The sequence below is a fragment of the Dyadobacter endophyticus genome, from assembly GCF_014641595.1.
Classification (GTDB): Bacteria; Bacteroidota; Bacteroidia; order Cytophagales; family Spirosomataceae; genus Dyadobacter; species Dyadobacter endophyticus.
In genome coordinates this window covers 483428-508099 of the sequence record NZ_BMIA01000004.1, presented here as the reverse complement: position 1 = coordinate 508099, position 24672 = coordinate 483428, and the positions used below count along the sequence as shown (strand labels likewise).

General features: G+C 51.0%; 24 protein-coding genes. 4 read left to right on the top strand and 20 right to left on the bottom strand.

The window, feature by feature from the left end; translation table 11 throughout:
* Positions 1 to 17: 17 nt before the first annotated feature.
* Positions 18 to 2339: a PSD1 and planctomycete cytochrome C domain-containing protein gene (locus IEY24_RS26640; RefSeq protein WP_188938234.1), complete on the bottom strand. Its 2322-nt coding sequence runs from the start codon at positions 2337 to 2339 to the stop codon at positions 18 to 20.
* Between the two features lie 142 nt (positions 2340 to 2481).
* Here IEY24_RS26640 and IEY24_RS26635 point away from each other — a divergent pair, with 142 nt between their 5' ends.
* Positions 2482 to 3129, top strand: coding sequence for a hypothetical protein (locus tag IEY24_RS26635; RefSeq protein WP_188938231.1), 648 nt, complete (start codon positions 2482 to 2484; stop codon positions 3127 to 3129).
* A gap of 51 nt (positions 3130 to 3180) precedes the next feature.
* On the opposite strand, the gene IEY24_RS26630 is transcribed toward IEY24_RS26635, so the two are convergent.
* The gene (locus IEY24_RS26630; protein ID WP_188938228.1) at positions 3181 to 4959 is read right to left on the bottom strand and encodes a DUF885 domain-containing protein; all 1779 of its coding nucleotides are present in this window, start codon (positions 4957 to 4959) and stop codon (positions 3181 to 3183) included.
* Positions 4960 to 5127: 168 nt separating this feature from the next.
* On the opposite strand from IEY24_RS26630, the gene rbsK reads away from it, so the two are divergent.
* Positions 5128 to 6030 (top strand): ribokinase, encoded by a 903-nt coding sequence (rbsK, locus tag IEY24_RS26625; protein WP_188938225.1) that lies wholly within the window; start codon positions 5128 to 5130, stop codon positions 6028 to 6030.
* Between the two features lie 4 nt (positions 6031 to 6034).
* Complete coding sequence (locus IEY24_RS26620; RefSeq protein WP_188938223.1) at positions 6035 to 6976, top strand: nucleoside hydrolase; 942 nt, start codon at positions 6035 to 6037, stop codon at positions 6974 to 6976.
* On the opposite strand, the gene IEY24_RS26615 is transcribed toward IEY24_RS26620, so the two are convergent.
* A complete protein-coding gene (locus tag IEY24_RS26615) occupies positions 6973 to 8205 on the bottom strand; it encodes a multidrug effflux MFS transporter (RefSeq protein ID WP_188938220.1) in 1233 nt (410 codons plus the stop codon). The two genes, IEY24_RS26620 and IEY24_RS26615, sit on opposite strands and share 4 nt — an antisense overlap.
* Before the next feature lie 184 nt (positions 8206 to 8389).
* On the opposite strand from IEY24_RS26615, the gene IEY24_RS26610 reads away from it, so the two are divergent.
* Positions 8390 to 9238 (top strand): dienelactone hydrolase family protein, encoded by an 849-nt coding sequence (locus tag IEY24_RS26610; RefSeq protein WP_188938217.1) that lies wholly within the window; start codon positions 8390 to 8392, stop codon positions 9236 to 9238.
* 50 nt (positions 9239 to 9288) lie between these two features.
* Here IEY24_RS26610 and IEY24_RS26605 read toward each other — a convergent pair whose 3' ends face one another.
* From IEY24_RS26605 to flxA, 17 genes are all read right to left on the bottom strand, one after another.
* Positions 9289 to 11523, bottom strand: coding sequence for a sodium-translocating pyrophosphatase (locus IEY24_RS26605; RefSeq protein WP_188938215.1), 2235 nt, complete (start codon positions 11521 to 11523; stop codon positions 9289 to 9291).
* Between the two features lie 282 nt (positions 11524 to 11805).
* The gene (locus IEY24_RS26600) at positions 11806 to 12966 is read right to left on the bottom strand and encodes a DUF2062 domain-containing protein (protein WP_188938212.1); all 1161 of its coding nucleotides are present in this window, start codon (positions 12964 to 12966) and stop codon (positions 11806 to 11808) included.
* A gap of 21 nt (positions 12967 to 12987) precedes the next feature.
* Positions 12988 to 13353: an ApeI family dehydratase gene (locus IEY24_RS26595; protein ID WP_188938210.1), complete on the bottom strand. Its 366-nt coding sequence runs from the start codon at positions 13351 to 13353 to the stop codon at positions 12988 to 12990.
* A gap of 5 nt (positions 13354 to 13358) precedes the next feature.
* Positions 13359 to 13991 (bottom strand): flexirubin biosynthesis/transport protein LolA2, encoded by a 633-nt coding sequence (gene lolA2, locus IEY24_RS26590; protein ID WP_188938207.1) that lies wholly within the window; start codon positions 13989 to 13991, stop codon positions 13359 to 13361.
* Positions 13978 to 14748 carry a polysaccharide deacetylase family protein gene (locus tag IEY24_RS26585; RefSeq protein WP_188938205.1) on the bottom strand — a complete coding sequence of 257 codons (771 nt, stop codon included), beginning with the start codon at positions 14746 to 14748 and terminating at the stop codon, positions 13978 to 13980. Before IEY24_RS26585 ends, lolA2 begins: the two co-directional genes overlap by 14 nt.
* Positions 14738 to 15673, bottom strand: a complete 936-nt coding sequence (locus tag IEY24_RS26580) for a beta-ketoacyl synthase chain length factor (protein ID WP_188938203.1) — start codon at positions 15671 to 15673, stop codon at positions 14738 to 14740. The genes IEY24_RS26585 and IEY24_RS26580 overlap by 11 nt, the downstream gene beginning before the upstream one ends.
* Positions 15666 to 16850, bottom strand: a complete 1185-nt coding sequence (locus tag IEY24_RS26575; RefSeq protein ID WP_188938201.1) for a beta-ketoacyl-[acyl-carrier-protein] synthase family protein — start codon at positions 16848 to 16850, stop codon at positions 15666 to 15668. Before IEY24_RS26575 ends, IEY24_RS26580 begins: the two co-directional genes overlap by 8 nt.
* A gap of 12 nt (positions 16851 to 16862) precedes the next feature.
* Positions 16863 to 17123, bottom strand: coding sequence for a phosphopantetheine-binding protein (locus IEY24_RS26570; RefSeq protein WP_188938199.1), 261 nt, complete (start codon positions 17121 to 17123; stop codon positions 16863 to 16865).
* A gap of 23 nt (positions 17124 to 17146) precedes the next feature.
* Positions 17147 to 17773: a hypothetical protein gene (locus IEY24_RS26565; protein ID WP_188938198.1), complete on the bottom strand. Its 627-nt coding sequence runs from the start codon at positions 17771 to 17773 to the stop codon at positions 17147 to 17149.
* The gene (locus IEY24_RS26560) at positions 17770 to 18852 is read right to left on the bottom strand and encodes a beta-ketoacyl synthase N-terminal-like domain-containing protein (RefSeq protein ID WP_188938197.1); all 1083 of its coding nucleotides are present in this window, start codon (positions 18850 to 18852) and stop codon (positions 17770 to 17772) included. The genes IEY24_RS26565 and IEY24_RS26560 overlap by 4 nt, the downstream gene beginning before the upstream one ends.
* Positions 18849 to 19262: an acyl-CoA thioesterase gene (locus IEY24_RS26555; protein ID WP_188938196.1), complete on the bottom strand. Its 414-nt coding sequence runs from the start codon at positions 19260 to 19262 to the stop codon at positions 18849 to 18851. Before IEY24_RS26555 ends, IEY24_RS26560 begins: the two co-directional genes overlap by 4 nt.
* An 18-nt stretch (positions 19263 to 19280) precedes the next feature.
* On the bottom strand, positions 19281 to 19700 hold the full coding sequence (locus IEY24_RS26550) for a hotdog family protein (protein WP_188938195.1): 420 nt from the start codon (positions 19698 to 19700) through the stop codon (positions 19281 to 19283).
* A complete protein-coding gene (locus IEY24_RS26545) occupies positions 19700 to 20566 on the bottom strand; it encodes a lysophospholipid acyltransferase family protein (protein ID WP_188938193.1) in 867 nt (288 codons plus the stop codon). The genes IEY24_RS26550 and IEY24_RS26545 overlap by 1 nt, the downstream gene beginning before the upstream one ends.
* Positions 20567 to 20568: 2 nt before the next feature.
* The gene (locus tag IEY24_RS26540; RefSeq protein WP_015811471.1) at positions 20569 to 20835 is read right to left on the bottom strand and encodes a phosphopantetheine-binding protein; all 267 of its coding nucleotides are present in this window, start codon (positions 20833 to 20835) and stop codon (positions 20569 to 20571) included.
* Between the two features lie 248 nt (positions 20836 to 21083).
* Positions 21084 to 22301, bottom strand: coding sequence for a beta-ketoacyl-[acyl-carrier-protein] synthase family protein (locus IEY24_RS26535; protein WP_188938191.1), 1218 nt, complete (start codon positions 22299 to 22301; stop codon positions 21084 to 21086).
* A 3-nt stretch (positions 22302 to 22304) separates the two neighbouring features.
* Positions 22305 to 23036, bottom strand: coding sequence for a flexirubin biosynthesis SDR family reductase FlxB (flxB, locus tag IEY24_RS26530; RefSeq protein WP_188938188.1), 732 nt, complete (start codon positions 23034 to 23036; stop codon positions 22305 to 22307).
* The gene (gene flxA / locus IEY24_RS26525) at positions 23033 to 24562 is read right to left on the bottom strand and encodes a flexirubin biosynthesis tyrosine ammonia-lyase FlxA (protein ID WP_188938187.1); all 1530 of its coding nucleotides are present in this window, start codon (positions 24560 to 24562) and stop codon (positions 23033 to 23035) included. Before flxA ends, flxB begins: the two co-directional genes overlap by 4 nt.
* Positions 24563 to 24672: the final 110 nt, after the last annotated feature.

The window sequence follows — 24672 nt, the reverse complement described above, 5'->3', positions numbered from 1 at the left end:
TTAATGCCGGCTTTGGTTTATGATTTCGTGATGGTTTCTTCCAGATTGTAAATCGTCGAAATGACGCGCATAAGCGATGCCAGCGCCTTTTTGTCGATGTTTTTGGTGAGCGGATACTCGCCTACCGAGACCATCTTTTCAGCCTTTTGGAGTTGAATTTCCTTCAATTCCTTCTCATAATAGCCGGTCAGGACTTCCAGTTCTTTCTGGCTCGGCGTGCGGCAAACGATCTGCCTGAATGCCTTCGTGATCTTCTCACCGGTGCTGGTTTTTTCCTGCAACAGCTTGGCAGCCAGCACCCGCGATGCTTCCAGCACCGTAGGGTCGTTCATCATTACCAGCGCCTGCAAGGGGGTATTGGTTTTCAGGCGCCTCACCTCGCACAAATCGCGGTTGCTGGCGTCGAAAATGGCCATGGTAGGCGGTGGAACTGTTCGTTTAATGAGCGTGTACATGCCGCGGCGGTAAAGGCTCGCCCCATGGTCCTGGTTATAGACCGACAGCAGTCCACGCCCAGAAGTAGCGCCTTCCCACAAGCCCGAAGGCTGGTAGGGCTTCACACTCGGCCCTCCGATGGAGCGGTTGAGCAGCCCGCTGCTCGCGAGTACGAGGTCTTTCACAAACTCCGCGTGGATACGGTAGCGCGCCCCGCGCGCTAGGTACACATTATCGGGGTCGTGCGCGAGGGCTTCTTTCGTTACCACTGCCGATTGGCGGTAAGTAGCCGACATCACCATTTTTTTGACAAACCGTTTAACATCCCAATTATGCTCCATGAAATCCACTGCCAGCCAGTCGAGCAGAGCGGGATGGGTCGGCAGCTCGCCTTGCATTCCGAAATCGCCAGAGGTTTTCACAATGCCTTTGCCGAAGAACTCTTGCCACAAAATGTTGACATACACCCGTGCCGTCAGCGGATTGCGTTTGTCGAACAGCCATTGCGAGAGCCCCAGCCTGTTTTTAGGGTATTTCTTATCGAATGGCAAAATGGCCGTCGGTGTACCGGCCTGCACTTCTTCACCGGGTGCGTCATAGGCACCGCGTTTGAGTACGTGGGTTTTGCGCAGTGTGTCCAGATCACCCATCACCGACACGATCAGCCGGTTGGTATCAGGCTTGTTAATGAACGTCAGGATATTCTTGACTTCGTCGTTGCTGATCTCCATCAATGGTTTCTTGGCATAAGTCTCCGGCCCGCCAATCACTGATTCGATGCCCACTTCGTTCACATTGTTGAAGAATGCAAACATCTGGTAGTATTCCTTTTGAGAGAACGGATCATACTTATGGTCGTGGCAATGTGCGCATTCGAGCGTAACACCCAGCAAACCCTTACCAAAGAGGTCGTTGCGATCTGTAACGTACATAATGCGGTATTCTTCCGGTATGACCCCACCTTCTTCGGTAATCTTGTGGTTCCGGTTAAAGCCCGTCGCCAGCAGCTGCTCCTTCGTGGAGTTTGGGAGCAGGTCGCCGGCGAGTTGCCACGTTACAAAATCATTATAATGCATGTTTTTGTTAAAGGCGTGGATCACCCAGTCGCGCCAGGGCCATTGCGTACGGTAGCCGTCGTCCTGGTAGCCGTGCGAGTCGGCGTAGCGGGCGAGGTCAAGCCAGTGGATCGCCATTTTTTCCCCGTAAGTAGGGTTAGCGAGCAGCTTGTCGACCACTTTCTCGTAGGCATTCGGGCTGTTGTCGGCCAGGAACTCGTCCATCAGTTGCAGGCTCGGCGGCAATCCGTTCAGATCGAGGCTCAGGCGTTTCAGCAATCGTTCCTTGTCGGCCTCTGCACTAGGTTCGAGGCCTTTTTGCTCCTGCTTTTCGAGAATGAAATAGTCTATTTCGTTTTTGGCCCAATCCTTATGATCAACCTCAGGCAACTTTGGCTTTTTGGGCGCCACAAATGCCCAATGCTTTTCATATTTCGCCCCTTGTTTGATCCACTTACCGATCAGGTCAATTTCCCGTTGAGATAGTTTGAGATTGGACGCGGGCGGCGGCATCCGGAGGGTCGTATCCTCGGTGGTAATGCGCAGGTAAACCGCCGAATGGTCGGGTTTGCCTGCCACCAGGGCATGCGCTTTGGGATTGTCCTTCAATGCTGCGAAAGCACTTACGGGGTCGTCGAGGCGCAAGCCTGCTTCCCGTTTGTTCGCATCGGGACCGTGGCAGGCGAGGCATTTGTCGGAAAGAATGGGCCTGATATCGAAATTATAGCTCACCTGCTCCGGCAATTTCTCCCCGGCAGCGCCTCCCGGCTTGTTATCGCACGACTGGAAGCCCAAAGCGGCTACAACTGCTCCGGTCAGCAGCAAAATGTTATTCCTTAAATAGATCATCTTGGGTTCAGGTTCATCATCCACACTTTTTTGTTAGTATATATACTTAACTAAAAAAATGTACATTTATTGAAGCAATAATGCCAATTAAGAACTAGCAACTATCCTGTTCTATACTGCTCCTAAGACATATATTACCCCTATGCAGCAAAGATTTTTTTTAGCTATTCTACTGACAACTATTGTGTTGGCAAGCTTCGTACCGCCCACAATCGGCCTTTTTGAAGCAGGAAAGGACATCGGTAGCCCAAAATTGGCGGGCTATTCGGCTTACGACCCCTCCACAAAAACTTACACGATGAAAGGTGGCGGTTATAACATATGGTTTGAGCGCGACGAGTTCCAGTATTTGTTCCGTGAAATGGAAGGGGATTTTACAGTCTCCGCAGATTTTGAATTTGTCGGAAAAGGCCACGATGCGCACCGGAAAGTGGGATGGATGGTGAGGGAATCGACCGATGACAATGCCTCGCACCTGAGCGGCGTCATTCACGGCGACGGGCTCACCGTGCTGCAATGGCGGGTGAAGAAAGGAGATAAAATGCGCGATCCGGAAGACGAGATTTTCAGCAAAGAGAAGGCTATTCAAACGATCGAGGTAAGGCGCGAAGGCAATACCTACACGATGCGCGGGGCAGCAAAGGGCAAGCCCCTTCAACTGATCGGCACCCACGAAATGCCCAATTTCGGGACCAAGGTGCTGGTAGGGCTATTTGTATGTTCGCACAATCCCGACGTACTCGAAGAATCGCGGGTGTCAAATGTGGTTGTTCGAAAAGGGAAAAAGTGACGTTTTATTCGAAGAGCAAAATCACACTTCGCTCAGGGTGACGGTTTATCATTATCTACCTGCTTTGATCCAGGCGTTTGCTTTTTCTTCCAGCAGTTTGAGCGGCACGCAACCCGACTCGAGCACCAGCTTGTGAAATGCACGGATATCAAACTTCGTACCCATTTCCTTTTCAGCCTTCGAGCGCAATTCGCGGATTTTCAGCTGGCCAATTTTGTAGGACAATGCCTGCCCGGCACCTGCCATATAACGTTCCACTTCTGCGGTGATGCTTTCCTCCGACTCCGCTTCATGATCCAGTGAATATTGAATAGCCTGGTTGCGCGTCCAACCCTTCGAATGCAGGCCGGTGTCCACCACGAGGCGGATAGCGCGATGCATTTCAGCGCTTAGCATGCCGAAATACTGGTAAGGGTCGGTATAAAGGCCCAGCTCCTTGCCCAGTGACTCGGTGTACAATGCCCAGCCTTCGCCATAGGCACTATACCACAAATTCTTCCGGAACTCTGGCAACGCGGTATTCTCCTGTTGCAACGAAATCTGGTAATGGTGGCCCGGAATGGCCTCATGAAGGAAAAGACTTTCGTCCGAAACGATATTGTATTCGGTCGCATCCGGCACCGGCACGTAAAATATGCCTGGTCGTGAGCCGTCGGGAAGCCCCGGATTATACTCGGCAGACGCAGAAGCTTCCCTGAACGCCTCGGTACGCCGCACTTCGAATGGCGTTTTAGGCGTCAATTCGAAAAGCTTGGTAAGGTTCGGCTTCATCCGCTCGTGGATTTCATTGAAATGCGCGATCACTTGTCCGGCTTTGGTGAAGGGCATCAGCTTCTTGTTGGTTCTCACTGCATTGAAAAAGGATTTCAGGTCGCCCTTATAGCCTACCTGCGCTTTCACTTTCTCCATTTCCGAAGAAATGCGGGCCACTTCTTTCAATCCGATCTCATGGATCTCATCGGAAGTCAGCTCGGTCGTTGTGAAATACTTGATATAGTAATTATACAGCGCCTTGCCATTTGGAAGCGCCGCGAAACCATCGGTATTACGACCTGCGGGCTGGTACTCTTTCTCCAGGAAAGTATGCATCTTTTGGAACGTCGGAATGATTTTCGACTCCACCATCGTTGCATATTCCTTTTCAAGCCGCGCTTTGTCTTCGTCGGAAAAATCTTTGGGGAAATTTTTCACCGGCGTATAAAAAAGATGGTCTTTCACGGGACCGTGGTCCATGTCAGCGAATTGAGGGATCACCTTTTTGATGAGTGGTGCAGGCAAAACATAGCCGAGCTTGATTCCCTTGCGCATATTCACCACCGCCGTATCGCACCAAACCACGAAGCCATCTACCCTTTTCAGCCAGTTGTCGTAATCCTTCACGGTTTTGAACGGCTGCAAACTACTTCCGCTAGCCATCTGCCCGATCATCAGGTGCGTCGAGAAGATCTGATTGATCGGCATCAGTTCTACCGGATATTTCAAACCTTCCAAATTAATGCTGCATTCCCATTCAATGAGGTCCCAGCTTACCTTTTCCTCGTCCGTGAGCTTCCCGCGGTCGTATTTGGCAAGTTCGTCCTGGTACTTCCTGTAAAAGGCGGTCATCTGTGATTTTCCGGCCTGGGAGAGGTCGTCGGACATCTTATCGTTGAAACGGTTATCCCCGTTCATCGTCGCTTCCAGCGGATAAAGCGGAAGTCTTTCTTCATAATACCGGGCAAATACTTCACTAATCGGCGGCATAGTACCTTCTGCTTTTTCTGATTTTTTCTGACAGGCCTGAATGAGCAGGAGCGTCGCGGCGAATGCGTAATAAACCAGTTTTTTCATGAATGATCGTGTTTTGAGCATGGAAAAATAAACAAAAAGTAGAGCGCCGGAAATATTCGGGCGCTTTTATTTGATTCCGCCCTATGAATACAGGTGTGGGCACATTAATTTGCGCGGACAGCACGGCGTCAGAATTCTTGCCGACAAAAAATCAATCGCGAAACAGAAATGAAGCAGAAAGTGCTGATTGTTGGTAGCTCCAACACCGACATGGTGGTCAAAACGGAATATTTCCCTAAACCGGGCGAAACGGTGCTGGGAGGCACATTTCTGATGAACCCGGGCGGTAAAGGGGCCAACCAGGCCGTGGCAGCTGCCAGGCTTGGCGCGGATGTACGCTTTGTGGCCAAAACGGGCGACGATGTTTTCGGAAAACAGGCTCGTGACGGTTTGTCAAAGGAAGGAATCGATACCCGTTTCATGTCCGAATCGCCAACCCTCGCCTCGGGCGTTGCACTTATAACAGTCGATACACAGGGACAGAATGAGATTGTAGTGGCTTCGGGAGCCAACATGGACCTGCATCCGGCCGATATCCCCGATGATGCATTTGAAGATGTGAAGCTAGCCCTGCTTCAACTGGAAATTCCGGCCGGAACAGTCCGGTGGACATTAGCGAAATGTGCGGAAAAACAAATCCGGGCCATCCTTAACCCTGCACCCGCCATGCGGCTCGGCCCCGAATTGCTCAGCGGCCTTTACCTGATCACCCCCAACGAAATCGAAACCGAGCTCATTACCGGCATTCCGATAGATGACGAAGAGTCGCTTCAAAAGGCGGCGGCGTACTTTTTTGAGCAGGGTGTCCAGCATGTCATTATTACCCTCGGCAGCAAGGGCATTTACCTGGCCAGCGAAGATTTCACTGGAATTATCCCCGCTCCTGTGGTGGAAGCAGTGGACTCGACAGCCGCCGGGGATGTATTTAACGGGGCATTGCTGAAAGCCCTCGATCATGGCGAAACCCTTGAAGACGCCAGCCGCTTCGCTTGCCTGGCAGCCGCAATTTCCGTTACGCGCTTGGGCGCGCAAAGCTCCGCTCCTTACCAACATGAATTAGCTTCTCATTGATACGATGGATAAAATACCGGTAATTATAGATTGTGACCCCGGCAGTGACGATGCATTGATGCTCATGCTCGCCCACGGCAGCGGCCGGTTCAATATCCGGGCCGTGACGGTATCCGCCGGTAACCAAACCCAGGCGAAAACTTTACAGAATGCATTAACGGTGCTGACCCTCATAGGCGCGACGGACATTCCCGTGTACTCAGGCGCCGAGAAACCGCTTTTTCACAAGCTTGCAGTCTCGGATTCCGTCCATGGCGATACTGGCCTTAACGGCCCTACGCTGCCCGTGCCCGCTATGCAGGCACAACCTATCAGCGCGGTAGAGGGCATTGCCTCGGTCCTTTCCGCCTCTGAAAATCCGGTTAACATCGTCCCTACCGGCCCGTTGACGAACATTGCGACCTTTCTGCTGGCCTATCCCCATTTGAAAAGTAAAATCCAGCGGATTTCGCTGATGGGTGGCGGGATTTTCCGCGGCAATATGACACCCCTCGCCGAATTCAATATCTACGCCGATCCGGAGGCCGCCGCGATCGTTTTCAGGTCCGGCGTCCCGATCACAATGTGCGGGCTCGACGTCACGCACAAAGCGCTCGTGTTCGCAAAAGATATCAGCCTATTAAGGGCGTTAGGCAACGAGAGCGGCAAAGCAGCCGCGGACCTGATGGATTTCTATTCCAACTTCTACCGGGAAAACCGCGTGGAACTGAATGGTGGGGCCGCATTACACGATCCATGTGCAATTGCCTGGCTGATGAATCCGGGAATTTTTACCACGAAATCCTGCTATGTGGATGTGGAAACAAAGGGCGAGCTTACACGCGGCGCAACAGTCGTGGATTTCTACAATACGCTCCAAAAGGAGCCGAATGCCACAGTAGCTTACGATATCGACCGCGACGCATTCATGGATATGCTTTTCAACGCCATTAAGGCATTGCCTTAGAGAAGCACCGAAACCTCATCCTCCACATCGCGCCGGGCAGCACGGTGACGTACCACCACATTGCCTGCCTGAAGAATAACCAGGCCGCCGAAAGCACAGAAAGCCATCATGCCTACCATCGGCATGGCGGTGTTGTTATGCAGGAAGCTCACAATAGCGGAGATAACGGCTCCCGCACCCATACGCCAGCTACCCATGAGCGCAGAAGCGCTACCTGTATGCTTGCGGAAAGGCGCCAGCGAAAGCGCAGAGGCGTTGGGCCCGGTAAGACCCTGGCCGGTGAGAAAGACGAACATCGTCCCGATAAGCGAAAAAAGCCCGAACCAGTTGTTGTACACGCCGACAATCAGGAACAGACCGACGATGCTCTGGTAAATGAGCGTGACGCGAATGATTTGTTCACTGGTGTATTTTTTTAGCAGGAAGTGGTTCAGTTGGGTAGAACCGATCATGGCAACAGCCAGGAACGCGAAAATCCAGCCATATTGCTGTTCGGAAACTTTATAAATGTTCATAAACACATCCGAAGAGCCCGAAATGTAGGCAAATGGCGCGGCTGTTGCCAAACCGCCAGCCAGTGTGTAAATCAGGAACTGGGGCTGCGAAATCACTGTAACGTATCCACCCAATACCGCCTCGGGACGAAGCGAAACGGTAGTATCGGCGCTCCGGCCTGTCGGCAGGAAGAAATAGATAGCCAGAATAATAAGGCTGACAATGCCGGCCAGAATCACAAAAATCCAGTACCAGGCTATGGAGGCCGTCACGTAACCACCCACCGTAGGAGCGATCATCGGCGAGACGGCAATGACCAACGTAATGAGCGAAAACACTTCCGCACGCTTATCGGCCGGGAAAAGATCGCTTACGAGCGCTTGCGACGCTACCAACCCCACGCAACCGCCCATTGCCTGGAAAAACCGCATGGCGATCAACGCATCCACAGACGACGTCATGGCACAGCCAAACGACGCGATTACATAGAGTATCAGACCCACATACAACGGTTTCTTGCGACCAAAGCGGTCGAGCAGCGGGCCGTAGAGTACCTGTCCGATACAGATACCAATCAGATAGCTGGTCAGCGAAAGTTGTACTTTGTCGATAGTGGTTTTCAGATCCGACGCGATCCGAGGAAAACCCGGCAGGTACATGTCAATGGAGAAAGGACTGACGGTCGCCAGCGATCCGAGGATCAGGATAATAAAGAAGTATTGCTTACGGCTCATGGACTTACATTCACTCAATGCAAAGTTAACGGGTATGCAAGCACATTAAGTTCCTGTATTTTAATAAGTACAATATTTTCATTAATCTGCAATAAAACGGCCTGCGCAACCGGTGTTACCGTTCACCCGTATTTTGTATATATTTAATATCACAATCCTAACTGTTCACTTCTGATCTGTACTTATGAAAGCTATTTTTTTCCTGGTAACCATCTTTCTTTTGAAGATGAGCCTGCCCGCTCCGGACGCTCCTCCAACTAACATTCCGCTCTGTCACACACCTGCGAATGCGATGTCGGAACTAGCCGCAAATGCTGATTTTCAGATGCTGCACGAAACGCCGCTCCCATTCACTTATCAGGGCGCCGGCGAAACGGTCACTTTCCCGGCCGCGGATGGCAAAACGGCATCCGGTTTTCTGCTCAAATCCCCGAAAAAGTCCGACAAATGGCTCTTTGTATATCAGGAATGGTGGGGATTAAACGATTATGTGAAACAGGAAGCAGCCAAACTGCATAAAGACCTGGGCGACGTCAATGTGCTCGCATTGGATATGTATGACGGCAAAGTCGGGACCACCCGTGAAGAGGCTGGGAAGCTGGTGCAAAGCACACCCGCCGAGCGCCTGGCGGCTATTACCAAGGGCGGCATCCAGTATGCAGGCGCCAATGCCAAGATCGCCAGTATCGGCTGGTGCTTCGGCGGCATGCTTTCATTGCAGAATGCGATCGCAGGAGGCAACCAGGTTGTTGGCTGTGTGATGTATTACGGTCGTCCTGAAAGCGACATTGAAAAACTGAAAAAGCTCAACACCGACGTCCTGGGCATATTTGGCAGCCAGGATCAGGGTATCCCTCCGGCCACTGTCGCTAAATTCGAAGAAGACATGAAAGCCGCGGGCAAGAAAGTGACCATCAAAATGTACGACGCCGTCCACGCATTCGCCAACCCCAGTAACCCGAAATACGACGCCAATGCGGCCGCGGATGCGTACAAGTTGTCGTTAGAGTATTTGAAAAAGAAGTTGGGCTAAAAACAAAGCCCGGCGACGAGCCGGGCTTTGTTATAGGTTATTATGAAAAGCTATTCCCCTTTCTTCCCGAGACGCAACACCGGCGCTGCGGCTTCCGTATTGTCATCGGTCGGTGCATTAGCAACTGTCACGACCTGAACCTTGTCATCAACCTTTACGCTTCCCGTTTCATGTAAGCCGGTCCCGATATGCGGGGCGATCACGAGCGAGACAATCGACATCAGTTTAATGAGGATGTTCATCGAAGGCCCTGAGGTATCTTTGAACGGGTCGCCAACGGTGTCGCCGGTAACAGCGGCTTTGTGCGGTTCCGACTTTTTGTAAAAGGTCTCGCCGTTGATGACCGCACCTTTTTCAAAAGATTTTTTAGCATTATCCCAGGCACCACCTGCGTTGTTTTGGAAAATCCCCATCAGAACGCCGGAAACGGTAACACCAGCTAGTGTCCCGCCGAGTACTTCCGGACCAAACAAGAAACCGACGATAACCGGAACGAGCAATGCGATAAGGCCCGGGGCTATCATTTCTTTAATGGAGGCCTGCGTTGAGATGGCGACACATTTGTCGTATTCAGGCTTGGTAGTGCCCTCCATAATGCCAGGCAGCTCGCGGAACTGGCGGCGTACTTCTTCTACCATTTTCATGGCTGCACGTCCTACCGCGGCAATCGCGAGTGACGAGAAGATAAACGGTATCATCGCACCCACGAACAAGCCGGAAAGCACGTTGGCTTTATAAATATCAATAGAGTTGATCCCTGCCACACCGCAGAATGCCGCGAACAACGCAAGGGATGTCAATGCAGCGGAAGCGATCGCGAAACCCTTTCCGGTAGCTGCGGTAGTGTTACCTACTGCATCCAGAATGTCGGTACGGCCACGTACTTCTTCCGGCAAATGGGCCATTTCCGCAATGCCGCCCGCATTATCAGCAATAGGGCCGAATGCGTCGATGGCCAACTGCATAGCCGTAGTCGCCATCATACCCGCCGCGGCAATCGCCACACCGTACAAACCGGCTACTTCATAACTAATGAAAATACCTGCTGCCAAAACAAGTGTTGGAATAACGGTGGACTCCATTCCCACCGAGAGTCCTCCAATAATGTTGGTAGCATGGCCTGTGGATGACTGATTGACAATAGATTGAACCGGACGTTTGCCCATGGCGGTATAATACTCCGTAACCATAGACATGATCGCACCTACGACAGAACCGAGCAGGATCGCCCAAAACACGTCCATCCTGGTAAAATCAACACCACGGATATTGAGATTACCCTCCGGCAACATCCACATCGTAAGCGGGTAACTCGCAATCAGCACCAATATGATCGATCCCCAGTTACCGCGGTTCAAAGCAGCTTGTACATCTCCATGATCGTCGCTGACGCGCACCAGGAACATACTAAGGATCGAAGAGATAAGCCCTACGCCCGCAATCACCATTGGCAGGAGGATCGGTGCGATGCCTCCGAAGTTATCGGTACCCTGTGCCACAATTTCACGGCCGAGCACCATTGTAGCAAGAATTGTCGCAACATAAGAACCAAAAAGGTCGGCCCCCATACCGGCTACGTCACCGACGTTATCACCTACGTTGTCGGCAATGGTGGCAGGGTTACGTGGATCGTCTTCCGGGATACCGGCTTCAACTTTCCCTACAAGGTCAGCACCAACGTCGGCTGCCTTGGTATAAATACCGCCGCCCACCCGTGCGAAAAGGGCAATTGATTCCGCACCCAGCGAGAAACCTGCAAGGACTTCCAGCACGCGCTCCATTGGAAGACCATTTACGTCCGTACTGTCGCCGATAAAAACGGAATACAAGATAATGAATAGGCCGCCCAGCCCGAGCACGGCCAAACTAGCTACGCCGATACCCATCACTGAACCACCTGTAAAAGACACTTCCAGCGCCTTGGTAAGGCTCGTACGCGCCGCCTGCGTGGTGCGCACATTCGATTTGGTAGCGATATTCATGCCGATATATCCTGCAAATGCAGAAATAAAGGCACCAATCAGAAACGAAACGCCAATCAATGCGCTCGAATTTTCAACCAGCGTACCTGAATATCCCAGTATCACACTCACAATCAAACCAAAAACAATGAGTACACGCCATTCGGCTTTCAGGAAGGCCAGGGCACCATCTGCAATTGCGTCCGCTATGGTTTTCATTTCAGGACTTCCCCCGTCCTGCCGGACAACCCAGCCTCTTTTGAAGAACATAACCAGCAAGCCAACAAGGCCTAACGCCGGCACTAAATAGGTAATGTTACTCATGCTATGATCAACGATTTGGTTAAATGGTTTTATAATTCTCGTAAATATAGATAAAGGCACCTCATAACAAAATCGCAAAACCCTTATTTTTGATCAATTCGTATAGATTTTATAAACTTTCGGAGAGATTTTGAGCCATTTCCAAAGCTATATTTTGATAACAAACTGGCTCTCAAGGAATAACAAGAATCATCTCTCAAGGTGGCATACCTCCGATTTACTGGTATTATAAAATGATTAATTTGGGATAATCGACGAAATCCGACCATCCAAGCGGATGTTTCAACGCTTCGGGCGAAGCAATGTCAACAACAGGAAACTGACTATAAAACCAACTGCTCCCACCGCCGCAGCAAGGAGCGTGCCACCCAAAAAATATTGTACAAAGTTGACATGAATGGATTGCAACGTCAGGTTTTCAAGGGAGGTGATCTGCACGCCGTTGCGGTAAAACAGTCCGCCGAATTGGTAACTCGCGTAGATGATGAAAGGAATGGCCGGAGGGATGCTGATATGCGCCGCGGTAAGGAATAGCACCTTGTTCATCCGGAAAACGATCGATAACGGAATGCCTACCATCAGCTGAAAGCCCCAGATCGGCACAATTCCCATGAAAAAGCCGAAGCCGACGGACTTGGCCTTACTGAAATTGGTCTCGTCGGGCTTTACCGCCTCGTCACGAATGATTTTCCAGAGGCCTTTTTTTTGAATGTAGCGAAACAGCCGCTTCGGGAGGTAATAAACCAGGGTGAGCGTCACCAGCCAGGTATTGAGGATGCTGATCCGCGTGAAATCGCGGAACGGCCTGAAATGCGTCACACGCTCGTTCTTGTCGTAGATCACCTGGATGTTGATAGGCACGATCGGCACATCTTTCCAGGCCATTTTCACGATCACTTCGATCTCTGTCTCGAATTTGGTCGTAAAAAGCGACATGCTTTTAAGCGGCCCGAGCGGGTATAGACGAAAGCCCGTCTGCGTGTCGGGTAACGTAAGACCCGTCTCCACTTTGAACCAGAAATTCGAAAACTTGTTCCCGAACGAGCTCTTTCCCGGCACGCCCTCCTGCTCCATATTCCGCGAGCCCATGAACAATGCGCCGGGGTTTTGGATCGCAGCTTCGATAAAAAGCGGGATGTCGGAAGGCAAATGCTGGCCATCGGAATCAATGGTAATAGCATTTTCAAAACCCAAACGTATCGCCTCGGCAAATGCCTTTCGGAGCGAGAACCCCTTCCCTTTGTTCACAATATTATCCAAGACGCGGATTCTCGCGCCATAACCGGCGAGGATCGCCATCGTGTCGTCAGTCGAACCGTCATTCACAACGATAATTTCCTGCACGGTCGCATATTGCAAAACACCGTCGATCACCCGCCGCAATGTGTTGCGGTTGTTGTAAGTGGGAATGATCACGCAGCATTGAATATCCGAGAGGGTCATTGTTAGTTTTGAATGTTGCGTTTAGATGATCGAACGGAAACTGGCTCTCACTTTGAAACAGGTCTTTTCACCCATTTTCCCTGAGGCATTTACGTCCAGCAACTCGTCGCCCTTGTATTGAATATGGATCGTCAGTTCCGGTGTTTCGGCCGGGTTAATTACTTCCAGGAATTTGCAGGTGCTCATTTCCTTTAATGCCAGTTCCTTTCCAAATGTTTTTGACAGGATTGCCTTCACCATTTCCAATTGAACAACACCGGGAAGCACGGGCGAGCCGGGAAAGTGTCCTTCGAATACGGGATGCGCGGCATCGATCTGTACGGTGCCCGTAATCTGGCCCGGGGCCTGGTCCAGGGTTGTAATCGTATAAAGATTGCTCAGAGGCATGATAATCAAAGATCTTTGAAAAGATTTTCCGAGATCGGCTGGTTGAATTTTTCCTGCTGAAACTTCATGAGGCTTTTATCGCCGCCTTTCTCGAAAAACGAGAGTTCTTTTAAACGCAGCGAGCTTTTGGCGAAGTTCATCGTTATTTTGGAATAAATATTTTTCAAACGGCGGTTCACCGGCGTCAGCACGATCTGGTAGTATTCTCCGTCTTCGAGTACGGCCGATGAAAACCCCTTATTCTGCTGAAAATCGCCATTCACGAGCCCAATCATCAGCTCCTTGATCTGCGCCGCCATACGTCCGGCCTGGCCGATATTTTTCTCCTTGCCTCCCTCCTGGATACGCAATTTATCGCCGTTGATCAGGATGATGTATTTCAAAGGCGTCCGCTGCTCCCAGCGCATTTTGTCCTTTTGCTGGTAGTAGAACAGGCCCGACGACTTTTCCGGCTCTTTCAGCACGGCAAGGTACTTTTCCTCGGTAAACGATGCCTGAATGGACGTAGTAGCCTGCGACGTCTTCCGCAGCTCCGCCAGTACCCTTTCCGGGTTAGCCGCCGGTTTAAATGACTGAGCCTGTGCAAAGTTGGCAGCCATTAGCGCGGCCACCATCATGAGTATTCTAATGTGTTTCATAGGCCTCCTTTCCGATCAGACGCGGGAGCGGTTCTATTTTGATGCCCATTGCACGGCAATGCCCGATAACGTCCGGCAATGTCTCGGCCGTGAGCGGCAGATGGTCATGAAGCAGAACGATGTCTTTGGGCTTTAATTTTGAAATAATGGTGTTAATGAGCTGGTACTTGTTCTTCGCACGCGTATCCATGCTCCGGAGCGACCAACCGATCGATTGCATTTGTAAATCCTTTAATACCGCGGCATAGCGTGGGTTAGTAACGCCAAACGGCGGCCTGAAAAACACCGGTATGCGGCCGGTAATATCGCGTATCGCCTCATTACACCGCTGAATGTCCGTACGAAGCTTTTGGGTAGAAAACAGGGCTATCAGGTAATGGTGGCTGTACGAATGGTTTCCGATAGTATGGCCTTCGTCCACGATCCGGCGCAACAGGTCGGGATGGTTGACAGCCTTTTTTCCGATCACGAAAAAGGTTGCCTTCAAGTCGTTTTCAAGCAATATATCAAGAATGCGCGGTGTGGAATCCGGGTCGGGCCCGTCGTCAAATGTGAGCGCAACTGCTTTCGAGCGCCCCTTATTAATCGATTTAACAAAATAATTGGCCTGGATCTGGGCCGAGCCGTAAGCCGTCACGCCCATAAAAAGCAATGCGATACCCGCCAGTACCAACCACAGGTAATCCGTCTCCCAAAAGATGATGGAGCTGAGCGCCGCCGCGGTAATGCAGAAAAATATGAGAAGATTATGCTTCAACTGCTTTCAGAAGGGTTAATCCGAGATTGCTTTTTCTTAATGCATTACAAATCAACACATTCCTGACATCCCGATTTGCGCCAAGCACATCCACCGCATAATGTAATGCAAATGCAGAAGCCGTTGGATAAACGCCAATAAGCGACAGGTAATCCAAATTACGTACCGCGCCCTGTACGGGAGCGCCCGCATACAAGGCCAGATCGATATCACCAGCCTGTAATCCATTCCGATCCAGAAATGCGTCGATTTCTTCCTGCCTGTTTTCCGTTCCGCCGACGGTATAAATGTCGGTCAGTTCAGCATTCGCATTGCCCCCGTTTTCGCTGGAAAGTACAAAAAACGATGCGCCAGAGGTAAGCGGAGCCGCTGCTTTAAATTCCAGCCGAGCCGCTATATCTTCCAGCATATCAATATGCTCATCCGCCGCGCCCACAAGCACGTGGCGGTCGCCCTCGCGCAGGAGCATGGAGGCATCGAACAATGCGTGTTCGAATGAAAGCGTATTCTGCGTGTGCGTCATATTATAGCCGTGGTTACCGATGCTCAGCGAGATCTGCCCGGCCATCGTATTGTGCGTCGACTGGATAAACGAAGTCGGCGGAAGGAGTCCTTCCACTGTGAGTGACGTATTCAGGAATTTTTCGGTGTCCTGCAAACAGCCCAAACCAGTTCCTACGACGATCGCATCCGGCTGTTCGATACCGGCCCGGGCAATGCAATCTTTGGCACAAGCGACCGACATCCGAAGGATCTTGCTCATCCGGCGCAGCAGCCCGGCGTCGATATACGCCTTATAATCAGGACTGATCAATACGGAAGAGGTTTCAACTGGCCCTAGCGCAGCGGAAAAGCCCGGATTGCCGAAGGTAGGCTGGTGCGAAATCGTAGACGACGCCGATAGGTACAATGCCGGTTTATTCATATTTCGTCAAAACCAATGATGAGTTATTCCCTCCGAAACCAAATGAATTGGAAAGTACTGCGTTCACTTCCAGGTCCGTACCCAGCTGGGTTGCCGGTACAAGGCCTGTTCCCACGATTGGCATATTGTAATTAAGGTTTGGGAAAATCAGGTTATTTTGGATGGCCAACACCGAAAATACCGCCTCGATCGCCCCCGCGGCCGCCAGTGTGTGGCCTGTAAATGCCTTGGTAGAACTGAATGGCGGAATGCGGTCGCCGAAAACATTTTGCAAAGCCACCGATTCCGAATGGTCGTTGTTCTTTGTGCCGGTACCGTGCGCATTCACATACGAGATTTGGTTCAGCCCTATTCCTGCACGCCGGATCGCGTTTTCGATTGCCAGCGTGGCACCCTTGCCATCCGGCGACGACGCCGTTTGATGGTATGCGTCGGCTGCATTCGCCCAGCCGCTTACGTTGCAAATGGGTGTGTTGCCTGTCAATTCTAGGCTCTTTTCTCCTTCCAACAATAGAAAACCTGCACCCTCGCCCAGGTTTAACCCAGCCCGCGATTCATCGAATGGGCGGCACCACTGGTCGTCGTAGATCATCAGCGACCGGAAACCATCGATGGTAAAGCCGCTCAATGCATCGGAACCACCCACGAGCACGCGGTCGAGTGTACCTTGCAGGATCAGTCGCGCACCCAGCATTATTGCATTGACGCCCGATGAACAGGCCGTCGAAAGTGTATTGATATAACCCGTGATACCCAGCTCCTTCGCAATGCGTTCGGTAGTACTGCCGCTGTCGTGCGTGGTCAGCAACTTGTAGTCGGGGTTGTTTTGAGCTAAATAATCTTTGTAAAAAACTTCACTGCGGTCCATCCCCCCCACGGACGTTGCCGAGATAATACCGGTACGGATTACGCCGGAGCGCTTGTTATCACCCCATGCTTCGCGCGCGGCCTGCAAACCAAGCAGGGAAGTCCGCGAAACATATTCCGTTCCCACATTCAATGCCTTGCGCAGGTCGTCGTTGGACGCCTTCACTTCTCCGGCCAACGAAGCCTTCGTCCCCTGCAAATAGCGCAGTGGCCCGATGCCCGTCCTGCCCTCGCACAAGGCATTCAGGTTCTCCTCCACCGACATGCCAATGGCCGACACGACGCCGATACCGGTAATGCAAACGCCCATTCGATGTGATGGTTAAGCTGCCTTTCTTTTATTGATGTACGCCGCCATTGTGTCGATCGACTTGAAGGCTTCCTTACCCTCTTCCGGGTTGGTGAGCTGGATACCGTGGTATTTTTCAAGTAACACGATCAGTTCGAGCGCGTCGATCGAATCCAGGCCGAGGCCCTGGTCGTTGAAAAGCAGCGCGTCGTCCGCGATGTCCGCCACCGTTAAATCTTCCAGGTTGAGCTGTTCGATAATCTGTTTTTTAAGGTCTTCTTTTAAACTATCCATACTGCTGATTAATTGAGCGTCTATTAATATGCCGCAACCAAACCGGTTTGCGACAGGTGAAGGAGGTTTCCGTTGTTAAATTCCGTTCCATTCTCCCTCTCTTCCACCATAAAAAGGAATACATCCGTGCTGCCGGCCGTCACTTCGAGCCATCCGCCAAGCAGCGCACAGCTGTCCGAGGCTAGTAGTATTTCGCTGTAATTCAGGTAAAAACCGGGGGCGAATTTAGGCAAAACCGCAAACATATTTTCACCATACCATTTGTTCGCAATGGCGATTTCCCCCAGTACGATGTTGGGCAATGTATATACGAAAAGTGACGGGCTCGGCGATCCGCCGGTTTCGTAGCTTTGCATAAAGCGGCGGTCCGTCTCCGCGCTGGACGATGCATTCGCGAACACGAGCGCGATCTCATCATCCGCATAGGCGGCTGTAATATCCGGATTAGCCTTTTTGATGAGCTCCATGGCCAGGTAACCCGCCTGTGACAGCACATCCATTTTGTAAAACTTGGGATATCCCAGGTCCAGCTGCCGGTAAATCTGCTTGAACCAGGAATCTTCCGAACCTGCATCGCGCCGCGCGACCACTTCGCCGTTCACAAGGCATTCGTCGGCCCGCAGGTTGCAATATGCCGTAATCATTTTCATAAATCCCTGATCATCAATGAAGCATTACCCCCGCCGAAGCCCGAGGCCGTTTTGAGGATCGTCCGCAGTTTTTTCGGTTCGTTTTCTAGAATGATATTCAAAGGTTGGGACGTGCCCGCATCGCGGTAGCCCGCACTTTTGATTAGCATACTATTCCGCATCATTTGCATGCAAACGGCCGTTTCGATCACACCCGCGGCTCCGAGTGTATGCCCATAATAACCTTTCAGACTATTTAGTGGAATATGCGAAAGATTCAGACTACTGAATGCTATGGACTCCATTTCGTCATTAAATATGGTTCCCGTTCCATGAGCTGAAATGAAATCGATTTCGTCTCCCAGCACGTCATTATATCTCAACGTCTTCAATATGCTTCTTACCAGCCCCTCGCCTGTGCGTGACGGCCCGGAAATATGGTTCGCGTCGTTCGCGCTCGTGCCTGTGAGCAGCTGCAATGGCGCATTTTTGAAAGCCGATTTTGCGGCTGAAACCAATGCAGCTCCACAACCTTCTCCTAATGTAATGCCCTTCCGCGCCGCGTCGAACGGTGCGCAAGGCTTGTCGCTTACGGCAAAAAGAGATTGGAAACCATACAACACGAAATCGGAGGCCACGTCGCAGCCGATCACGATAACATGCTCATACTGATCGGCTTCAATCATTTTCCCGGCCACATTCAAGGTTAGTACGCCCGAAATACACGCATTGGAAATCACCATCGGTAAATGCGCCAGGCCGAACTGCTGCATTACCGCAATGCAGGTTTCGCTGAACTGATCGTGCAGGTTGTCGTCCAGCGCGCCTTTGGTGGAGCTGATCAATACGATTGTGCGGTCGGAAGTTAAGATGGAAGCATCTATTCGCGCTTCAAGCGCAGATAATACTTTGATTACCAGTTGCTGAAAGCGCAACGGACCATTCAGTCCCGCTATTTTGGCTAAATGAATATCTTCCTGATTGAATCCTGCCGAGGGTACCAGCGCAATACCACTGCGGTTTTCAACAAGCGCCTGCCAGTTATCCTCCGCATTGTCGCCCAGCGGGCTCACGATGACCTCGGCACCAATGTAAATCATAGGTCGTACTGCGCTTTCCATTCCTTGTAAAAATCCGGCGAAATCAGTTCCAGCTCGCGTGACTCGCGGTCGAGGAATACCTGCATCGTTTTGCCCGTAGCGCAAAGCTGCCCGGTGGTGAGGTTGATCACCTCGTATTCAAACTGGATCTTGGCCGATTTGGCAGGGATATACCTGGTAATGACTTTGATGGCCTGTCCGTAATAAACAGGCGCTTTATGATCGATCTCCGATTTGACGATCGGCGTCACAAATCCCTTTTCGTGAATTTGCAAATATTCCAGTCCGTATTTTCTCCCAAAAGCCTCCCTGCCGTCTTCAAAAAATTTCAGATAGTTGCCGTGCCAAACCACGCCCATGGCATCGGTTTCGCTGAATCGGATATCTATATCTATCTCGGAAGAAATCATGCAATCAGTCATTAGGGGTTACTCGCTTACTACGATTTTTAGTTCACATCCCAGCAATATACGGCCATCCAATGAACTTTCGCCCTTCACAAGGTAAATATTTCCCAACTGGTGCAAGGGTGTTACAACGGTGTGGATGGTCGCACCAACGGGAGGTAACTCAGTCACAAGCACTTTGCTGACGGCGCCGATAAAACCGATTTTTGGTGCTCTCCCCTCTTCCTTGTCAAGGTAGCCGAACGACGCCGCGCAAGTCTGAGCCATATGCTCGATCAGCCCTGTTTCCTGAAAAAATCCATCGCGAACCAACACATTGTCGCCTGCGATTTCAAAATCCGACTCGAACCGCTCACGCGTAGCGCTAACCAGGTTACCGACCATCACAAATGGGGCGCGGTGCGGGATATAGTCGGTGATAGCCTCTTTGGCGACAAGCATTATTGAAAGAAATTAAAATAATTAAACCATTGCTCCGGGAATGCCTTCACTTTCCGTTCCAGCTCGTCCACGTACAGGCGCGCGATTTCCTCCGGTTTCATTTTCTCCTCAATGGGCTTCGTTGCACTTAAATGGTAGCTGAACTTGCCATCCTTGGCCGCGAAGACGAACGTAACCGGCGCATTGAACTTGGAAGCAATTACGAAGGGACCGTAAGGAAATTTGGCTTTGCGTCCCAGGAAGTCCATCTCGACGTATTTGGCGCCTTCCAGGTAACGGTCTGCATGAATGGCAACGAATTCGTTGTTGACCAACGCGTTGCGGATCGATATGATGTGTGAAAGATCGTCCTTGATCGCAATTACCCTGAACCGCGAGCCACCGGTGGACAAGTCCATGTATTTTTTGATGTTTTCCACCTCGGCATCCAGCATGACGATGTTGATCGTCGGGGTAATGCGGCCTTTCAGCAGGTTACCGGCGGTTTCCCAGTTGCCTACATGCGCGCTGAGCAAAATGCCACCTTTTCCTGCGTTGCGGATGTCGATCAGGTATTGTTCGTTTTCAAAAATGTGGGAGAATTCCCGGTCCTTCCCCAGCAGGAACGCGGCCCGGTCGACGAGCGTTTGCCCGAAAATATAGAAATTCCGGCGTGCCATTTTTCTGGCATCGGAAGATGTAATATGAAGGGTATTCTGGTAAAAATCCAGCAAGGCCCTCCTGGGCTTTGCTGCAAACAGATAATAGTAATAAGTAACCGCCCGCAGGAGCCCGTAGGCAAACCCCAGCCCCAGGGTATTGATAAAAAACAGGAAAATTTTGTAACCCGTTAACGATCCTTTGGTCTTACCGTCCCAACGGCTCATTCTTACAATGCGAGTTTCTTGCGGACAAGCTGATAGAAATCACCGAACGTCACAATCTCTTTGAAATCTTCACCAGTGAGCTTGATATTGAGGTTTTCGTCGATGAGCACAACCAGGTCTACGTAGTCGAGACTGTCCAGATCCAGCGTGTCTTTCAAACTGTTTTCAGGAAGAATCAAATCCCGGTCCACCTCAAATTCCTCAGATAAAAAATCTCTGGTCTCTTCAATAACTTCTTCCCAACTCATTTTAACATCGTTAGCATACATAGCTGCAAAATTAGTTTATTCTTCCTGATAGTTTAAAAATATTCCCAAATTTTCAAATAAAAGTCACCCTTTACACAATAAATTCCATTGGAAATCATTTCGGTTGACGGATGGAATATTGGAGGTTAACAAAAATACAAAATTTCGCATGGCGGCGCACCGCCGTTCACGAAGTTGTAGTAGTAATGTGACCCAGTCGGAGACTCATTGGAGACCCTGTTGGAAGCCTGAATGCTACTTACCCGCGGTCAGATCTTCTTCACGATCAGCGTTGAATTGGTCCCGCCGAAGCCGAACGAATTGGAAAGAAAACAGTTGATTTGTTGCTCCCTGGTTTCGGGAATGATATTGATTTTGGCAGAATCCTCGTCCGGGTTTTCGAAGTTGATATTGGGCGCTATGAACGAGTTCTGCATCATGAGCAGGGAATAAACGATCTCGCTCGCCCCCGCCATCCAGCATTCATGGCCGGTCATCGACTTGGTGGAACTTACGGGCACATCGCCGCCGAATACCTCGTAAATCGCCCGCGCTTCACTGCCGTCACCGACAGGCGTGGATGTGGCGTGTGCGTTGATGTAGTCGACCTCGCCGGTGGTAATACCTGCCTGTTTCAACGCCATTTGAAGCGAACGCGTCTGGCCGTCGATACTCGGATTGGAAATATGGTCGCCATTGGAAGAGAAGCCGTAACCGATGAGTTCGGCTAATATGGGCGCACCGCGTTTTACGGCAGCCTCGTAGGATTCGAGAATCACCGTGGCCGCACCACCGCTCGGGATCAGCCCGTCGCGGTCGCGGTCGAAGGGGCGGGATGCTTTCTCAGGCTCCGATTCGCGGACCGAGAATGTACCCAATCCATCAAAACTGGCCATAGCCGATGAATTGATCTCCTGCGCTCCCCCGCATATTACGCGCTCCTGCAAGCCCTGGCTGATCATCAGGTAACCCATTCCGATCGAATGCGAACCCGATGCGCAAGCTGCGCTCAGTGTAAAATTGATTCCTTTCAGCTTGAAAATCGTCGAAAGGTTCATGTTCACGGTGCTGTTCATGTTCTGAAAAATGGCACCGCTGCCGATCAGCGTCGTATCATGCTTTTCACGGACTTTGTCTACTGCCTCGACCACCGATGCCGCAGTGCTGTCGTTGCCGTAAATAATGCCGGTTTCCGTCGTTTCGAGGAAATCGATGTCGAGGCCCGACAATGCGAGCGCTTCGTGCGTAGCCATATACGCATACAACGCGGGCTGGTGCATACCTACGCGCTGACGGCGCGAGAGATAGTTTTTCAGGTCGGGCTCCTGCACCATGCCGGTGAGCGCAGAGCGGAAACCAAAGTCTTTCCGGACCTGATCGAACACGATACCACTTTTACCGGCATACAACGACTGCGTAACCTCACCCAGGTTTTTGCCCAGGCAGGAATAAATGCCGATACCAGTGATAACAACCCTTTGGCTCATGGACTATGAATAAATTCCTCCGTTGATATTAATTACCTCGCCCGTAATGTAAGCGGCCTTGTCGGAAACCAGGAAACTCACTAGGTGCGCCACTTCCTCTGCTTTGCCAAAACGGTTCATCGGTATCATTTGTTTCAGCTCGTCCTCATTGAGATCTTTCGTCATGTCGCTCGTGATAAAACCCGGCGCCACGGCATTCACGGTGATTTTCCGCTTGGCAACCTCCTGGGCCAACGATTTCGTAGCAGCAATGATGGCACCTTTGGCAGCCGAATAATTAACCTGCCCGGCTACGCCTTTCATGCCCGACACCGAAGCGATGTTCACAATGCGGCCTGCACGTTTACGCAGCATTTGCTGGATCGCGTTCTGGGTTACGTTATAAAGGCCTTTGGTCGAGATATCCAAAACATCGTCCCAATCTTTTTCCGGCATCCACATAAACAGCCCGTCGCGGGTAATGCCGGCATTGTTCACTAAAACACCGATGAACTTGTCTTCGTTCTTTTCCCGCCAGCTGTTCAACGCCGCATCCACTTCCGCCTTGTGCTGCACATTGAAATGCAGAAGCTCGCCGGCACCGCCGTTCGCCTGGATCTCAGCCAGTGTCTCTTCCGCGGCGGCCTGATTGGACGCATAATTAATCAATATATATAAACCGTGGTCCTTGGCCAGCTGGACCGCGATGGCCCTGCCAAGTCCCCGGGATGCACCGGTTACCAATGCGCAATTCATAAGTGAAATGGGGTTTCTTTAATGTATTCAAAAACAGCAGCAATGCTCTCCGATTGCGGGACGTCGTCCGTTACAAATTGCGCGTGCCGGCGAATCTGTCCGTAAACCGATTTCGCATTTGGTGAAAGTTTTTCCTTCTCCTCGGGATGCAGCAGATCGATCGCCTGGCAGATCGCCATCACGTGGATCGCCATTACCTGGAACGAGTTTTCAAGCACCTGCTTCGCGATTACCGCCGAATTAGTACCCATGCTTACGATATCCTGGTTGTCGTTATTGTTCGGAATGCTGTGAACATAAACGGACGTAGACAATGCCTGGCTTTCTGCTGTTGTGGAAGTAGCGGTAAACTGTACGCCCTGGAAACCGAAGTTTAACCCCCAGGTCCCTGCATTGAGGAATGGCGGGAATTTACCGTTCAACTTACTGTTCATCAAAAAGTTGAGCTGGCGTTCCATCAGCATTGTCAGCTTTGTAAGCACCAGTTTTACCTTATCCATTTCCAGCGAAATATAATCGCCGTGGAAGTTGCCGCCGTGGAAAACGTTATTGTCTTCCGGCCGCACGATGGGATTATCGTTGGTTGAATTCAACTCATTTTCAACCACTTCCTGCGCATATTGGATCGTATCCAGCACCGGGCCGAGGATTTGCGGCACGCAGCGGATCGAATAGTATTCCTGTATTTTTCTTTCAAATTCGGTTTTCAGCATGGCTGTATCATCGCGGAACAGCTCTTCGCGGCTGCGGATGAGCCCGCTGCCTGCCACGAAATCGCGCATATGCTGCGCTACCACCTGCTGACCTTTGTGGTGTTTTACGGCATTGAGCTGCTTCGAGAAAGAGTCATCAAACGATTCAATAGCCTCATTGATCATCGATGAAGCGGTAATAGCCCATTGCACCAACCTTTTTGCATAAATAAGATTGATGGCCGCCATCCCGGTCATACAGGAGGTGCCGTTGATTAGCCCGAGGCCGTCGCGGAGCTCCATTTTGAGCGGTTTAATTCCTTTTTCGGCCAGCACCTCGGCGGTTTTGCGGCGCACGCCATTGTCGTACACATGCCCTTCGCCAATCAGGTTTAAACCTAAATGCGAAAGCTGAACCAGGTCGCCGCTTGCGCCCACACTGCCGTGTTCGAAAATTTCGGGCACAACACCATTATTCAAAAATGTGACCAGCTGCTTGATAACCGCCGTACTAACGCCTGAATTTGCCTGCAAAAAAGAATTCAGGCGCGCGAGCATCACGCTGCGCGCATATATCTCGTTCAGCGGCTTCCCTACCCCGCTCGAATGGCTGCGGATCAGGTTGTATTGCAGATTATTGAGCTGGTCGGTTTCAATACGGTATTGCGCCATCGGGCCAAAACCGGTATTGATACCATATATGATTTTGTCTTTGGAGAAATTCGTTAAAAAGGCAAACGATTGGGATACTTGATGGAGGGCGTCTTCGGCTAAGATAAATTCCTTCTTTTCAAAAGCATACTGCTCGATCTGAGCTAATGAAATACGATTCATTTAGTGCTGGCATAATTAAATATGGTGTAAAATAAATCTTTTTTCGCCGTTTTGGCAAACACGAACCGGTAAGCGGCAACGGGCACGGAAGTTGCCCGAGTGATACAATT

What these genes read in the sequence shown, in the direction of transcription:
- IEY24_RS26640 (WP_188938234.1), bottom strand. Translation starts at nt 2,339, where the DNA reads ATGATCTATTTAAGGAATAACATTTTGCTGCTGACCGGAGCAGTTGTA.
- IEY24_RS26635 (WP_188938231.1), top strand. Translation starts at nt 2,482, where the DNA reads ATGCAGCAAAGATTTTTTTTAGCTATTCTACTGACAACTATTGTGTTG.
- IEY24_RS26630 (WP_188938228.1), bottom strand. Translation starts at nt 4,959, where the DNA reads ATGAAAAAACTGGTTTATTACGCATTCGCCGCGACGCTCCTGCTCATT.
- rbsK (WP_188938225.1), top strand. Translation starts at nt 5,128, where the DNA reads ATGAAGCAGAAAGTGCTGATTGTTGGTAGCTCCAACACCGACATGGTG.
- IEY24_RS26620 (WP_188938223.1), top strand. Translation starts at nt 6,035, where the DNA reads ATGGATAAAATACCGGTAATTATAGATTGTGACCCCGGCAGTGACGAT.
- IEY24_RS26615 (WP_188938220.1), bottom strand. Translation starts at nt 8,205, where the DNA reads ATGAGCCGTAAGCAATACTTCTTTATTATCCTGATCCTCGGATCGCTG.
- IEY24_RS26610 (WP_188938217.1), top strand. Translation starts at nt 8,390, where the DNA reads ATGAAAGCTATTTTTTTCCTGGTAACCATCTTTCTTTTGAAGATGAGC.
- IEY24_RS26605 (WP_188938215.1), bottom strand. Translation starts at nt 11,523, where the DNA reads ATGAGTAACATTACCTATTTAGTGCCGGCGTTAGGCCTTGTTGGCTTG.
- IEY24_RS26600 (WP_188938212.1), bottom strand. Translation starts at nt 12,966, where the DNA reads ATGACCCTCTCGGATATTCAATGCTGCGTGATCATTCCCACTTACAAC.
- IEY24_RS26595 (WP_188938210.1), bottom strand. Translation starts at nt 13,353, where the DNA reads ATGCCTCTGAGCAATCTTTATACGATTACAACCCTGGACCAGGCCCCG.
- lolA2 (WP_188938207.1), bottom strand. Translation starts at nt 13,991, where the DNA reads ATGAAACACATTAGAATACTCATGATGGTGGCCGCGCTAATGGCTGCC.
- IEY24_RS26580 (WP_188938203.1), bottom strand. Translation starts at nt 15,673, where the DNA reads ATGAATAAACCGGCATTGTACCTATCGGCGTCGTCTACGATTTCGCAC.
- IEY24_RS26575 (WP_188938201.1), bottom strand. Translation starts at nt 16,850, where the DNA reads ATGGGCGTTTGCATTACCGGTATCGGCGTCGTGTCGGCCATTGGCATG.
- IEY24_RS26570 (WP_188938199.1), bottom strand. Translation starts at nt 17,123, where the DNA reads ATGGATAGTTTAAAAGAAGACCTTAAAAAACAGATTATCGAACAGCTC.
- IEY24_RS26565 (WP_188938198.1), bottom strand. Translation starts at nt 17,773, where the DNA reads ATGAAAATGATTACGGCATATTGCAACCTGCGGGCCGACGAATGCCTT.
- IEY24_RS26560 (WP_188938197.1), bottom strand. Translation starts at nt 18,852, where the DNA reads ATGATTTACATTGGTGCCGAGGTCATCGTGAGCCCGCTGGGCGACAAT.
- IEY24_RS26555 (WP_188938196.1), bottom strand. Translation starts at nt 19,262, where the DNA reads ATGATTTCTTCCGAGATAGATATAGATATCCGATTCAGCGAAACCGAT.
- IEY24_RS26550 (WP_188938195.1), bottom strand. Translation starts at nt 19,700, where the DNA reads ATGCTTGTCGCCAAAGAGGCTATCACCGACTATATCCCGCACCGCGCC.
- IEY24_RS26545 (WP_188938193.1), bottom strand. Translation starts at nt 20,566, where the DNA reads ATGAGCCGTTGGGACGGTAAGACCAAAGGATCGTTAACGGGTTACAAA.
- IEY24_RS26540 (WP_015811471.1), bottom strand. Translation starts at nt 20,835, where the DNA reads ATGTATGCTAACGATGTTAAAATGAGTTGGGAAGAAGTTATTGAAGAG.
- IEY24_RS26535 (WP_188938191.1), bottom strand. Translation starts at nt 22,301, where the DNA reads ATGAGCCAAAGGGTTGTTATCACTGGTATCGGCATTTATTCCTGCCTG.
- flxB (WP_188938188.1), bottom strand. Translation starts at nt 23,036, where the DNA reads ATGAATTGCGCATTGGTAACCGGTGCATCCCGGGGACTTGGCAGGGCC.
- flxA (WP_188938187.1), bottom strand. Translation starts at nt 24,562, where the DNA reads ATGAATCGTATTTCATTAGCTCAGATCGAGCAGTATGCTTTTGAAAAG.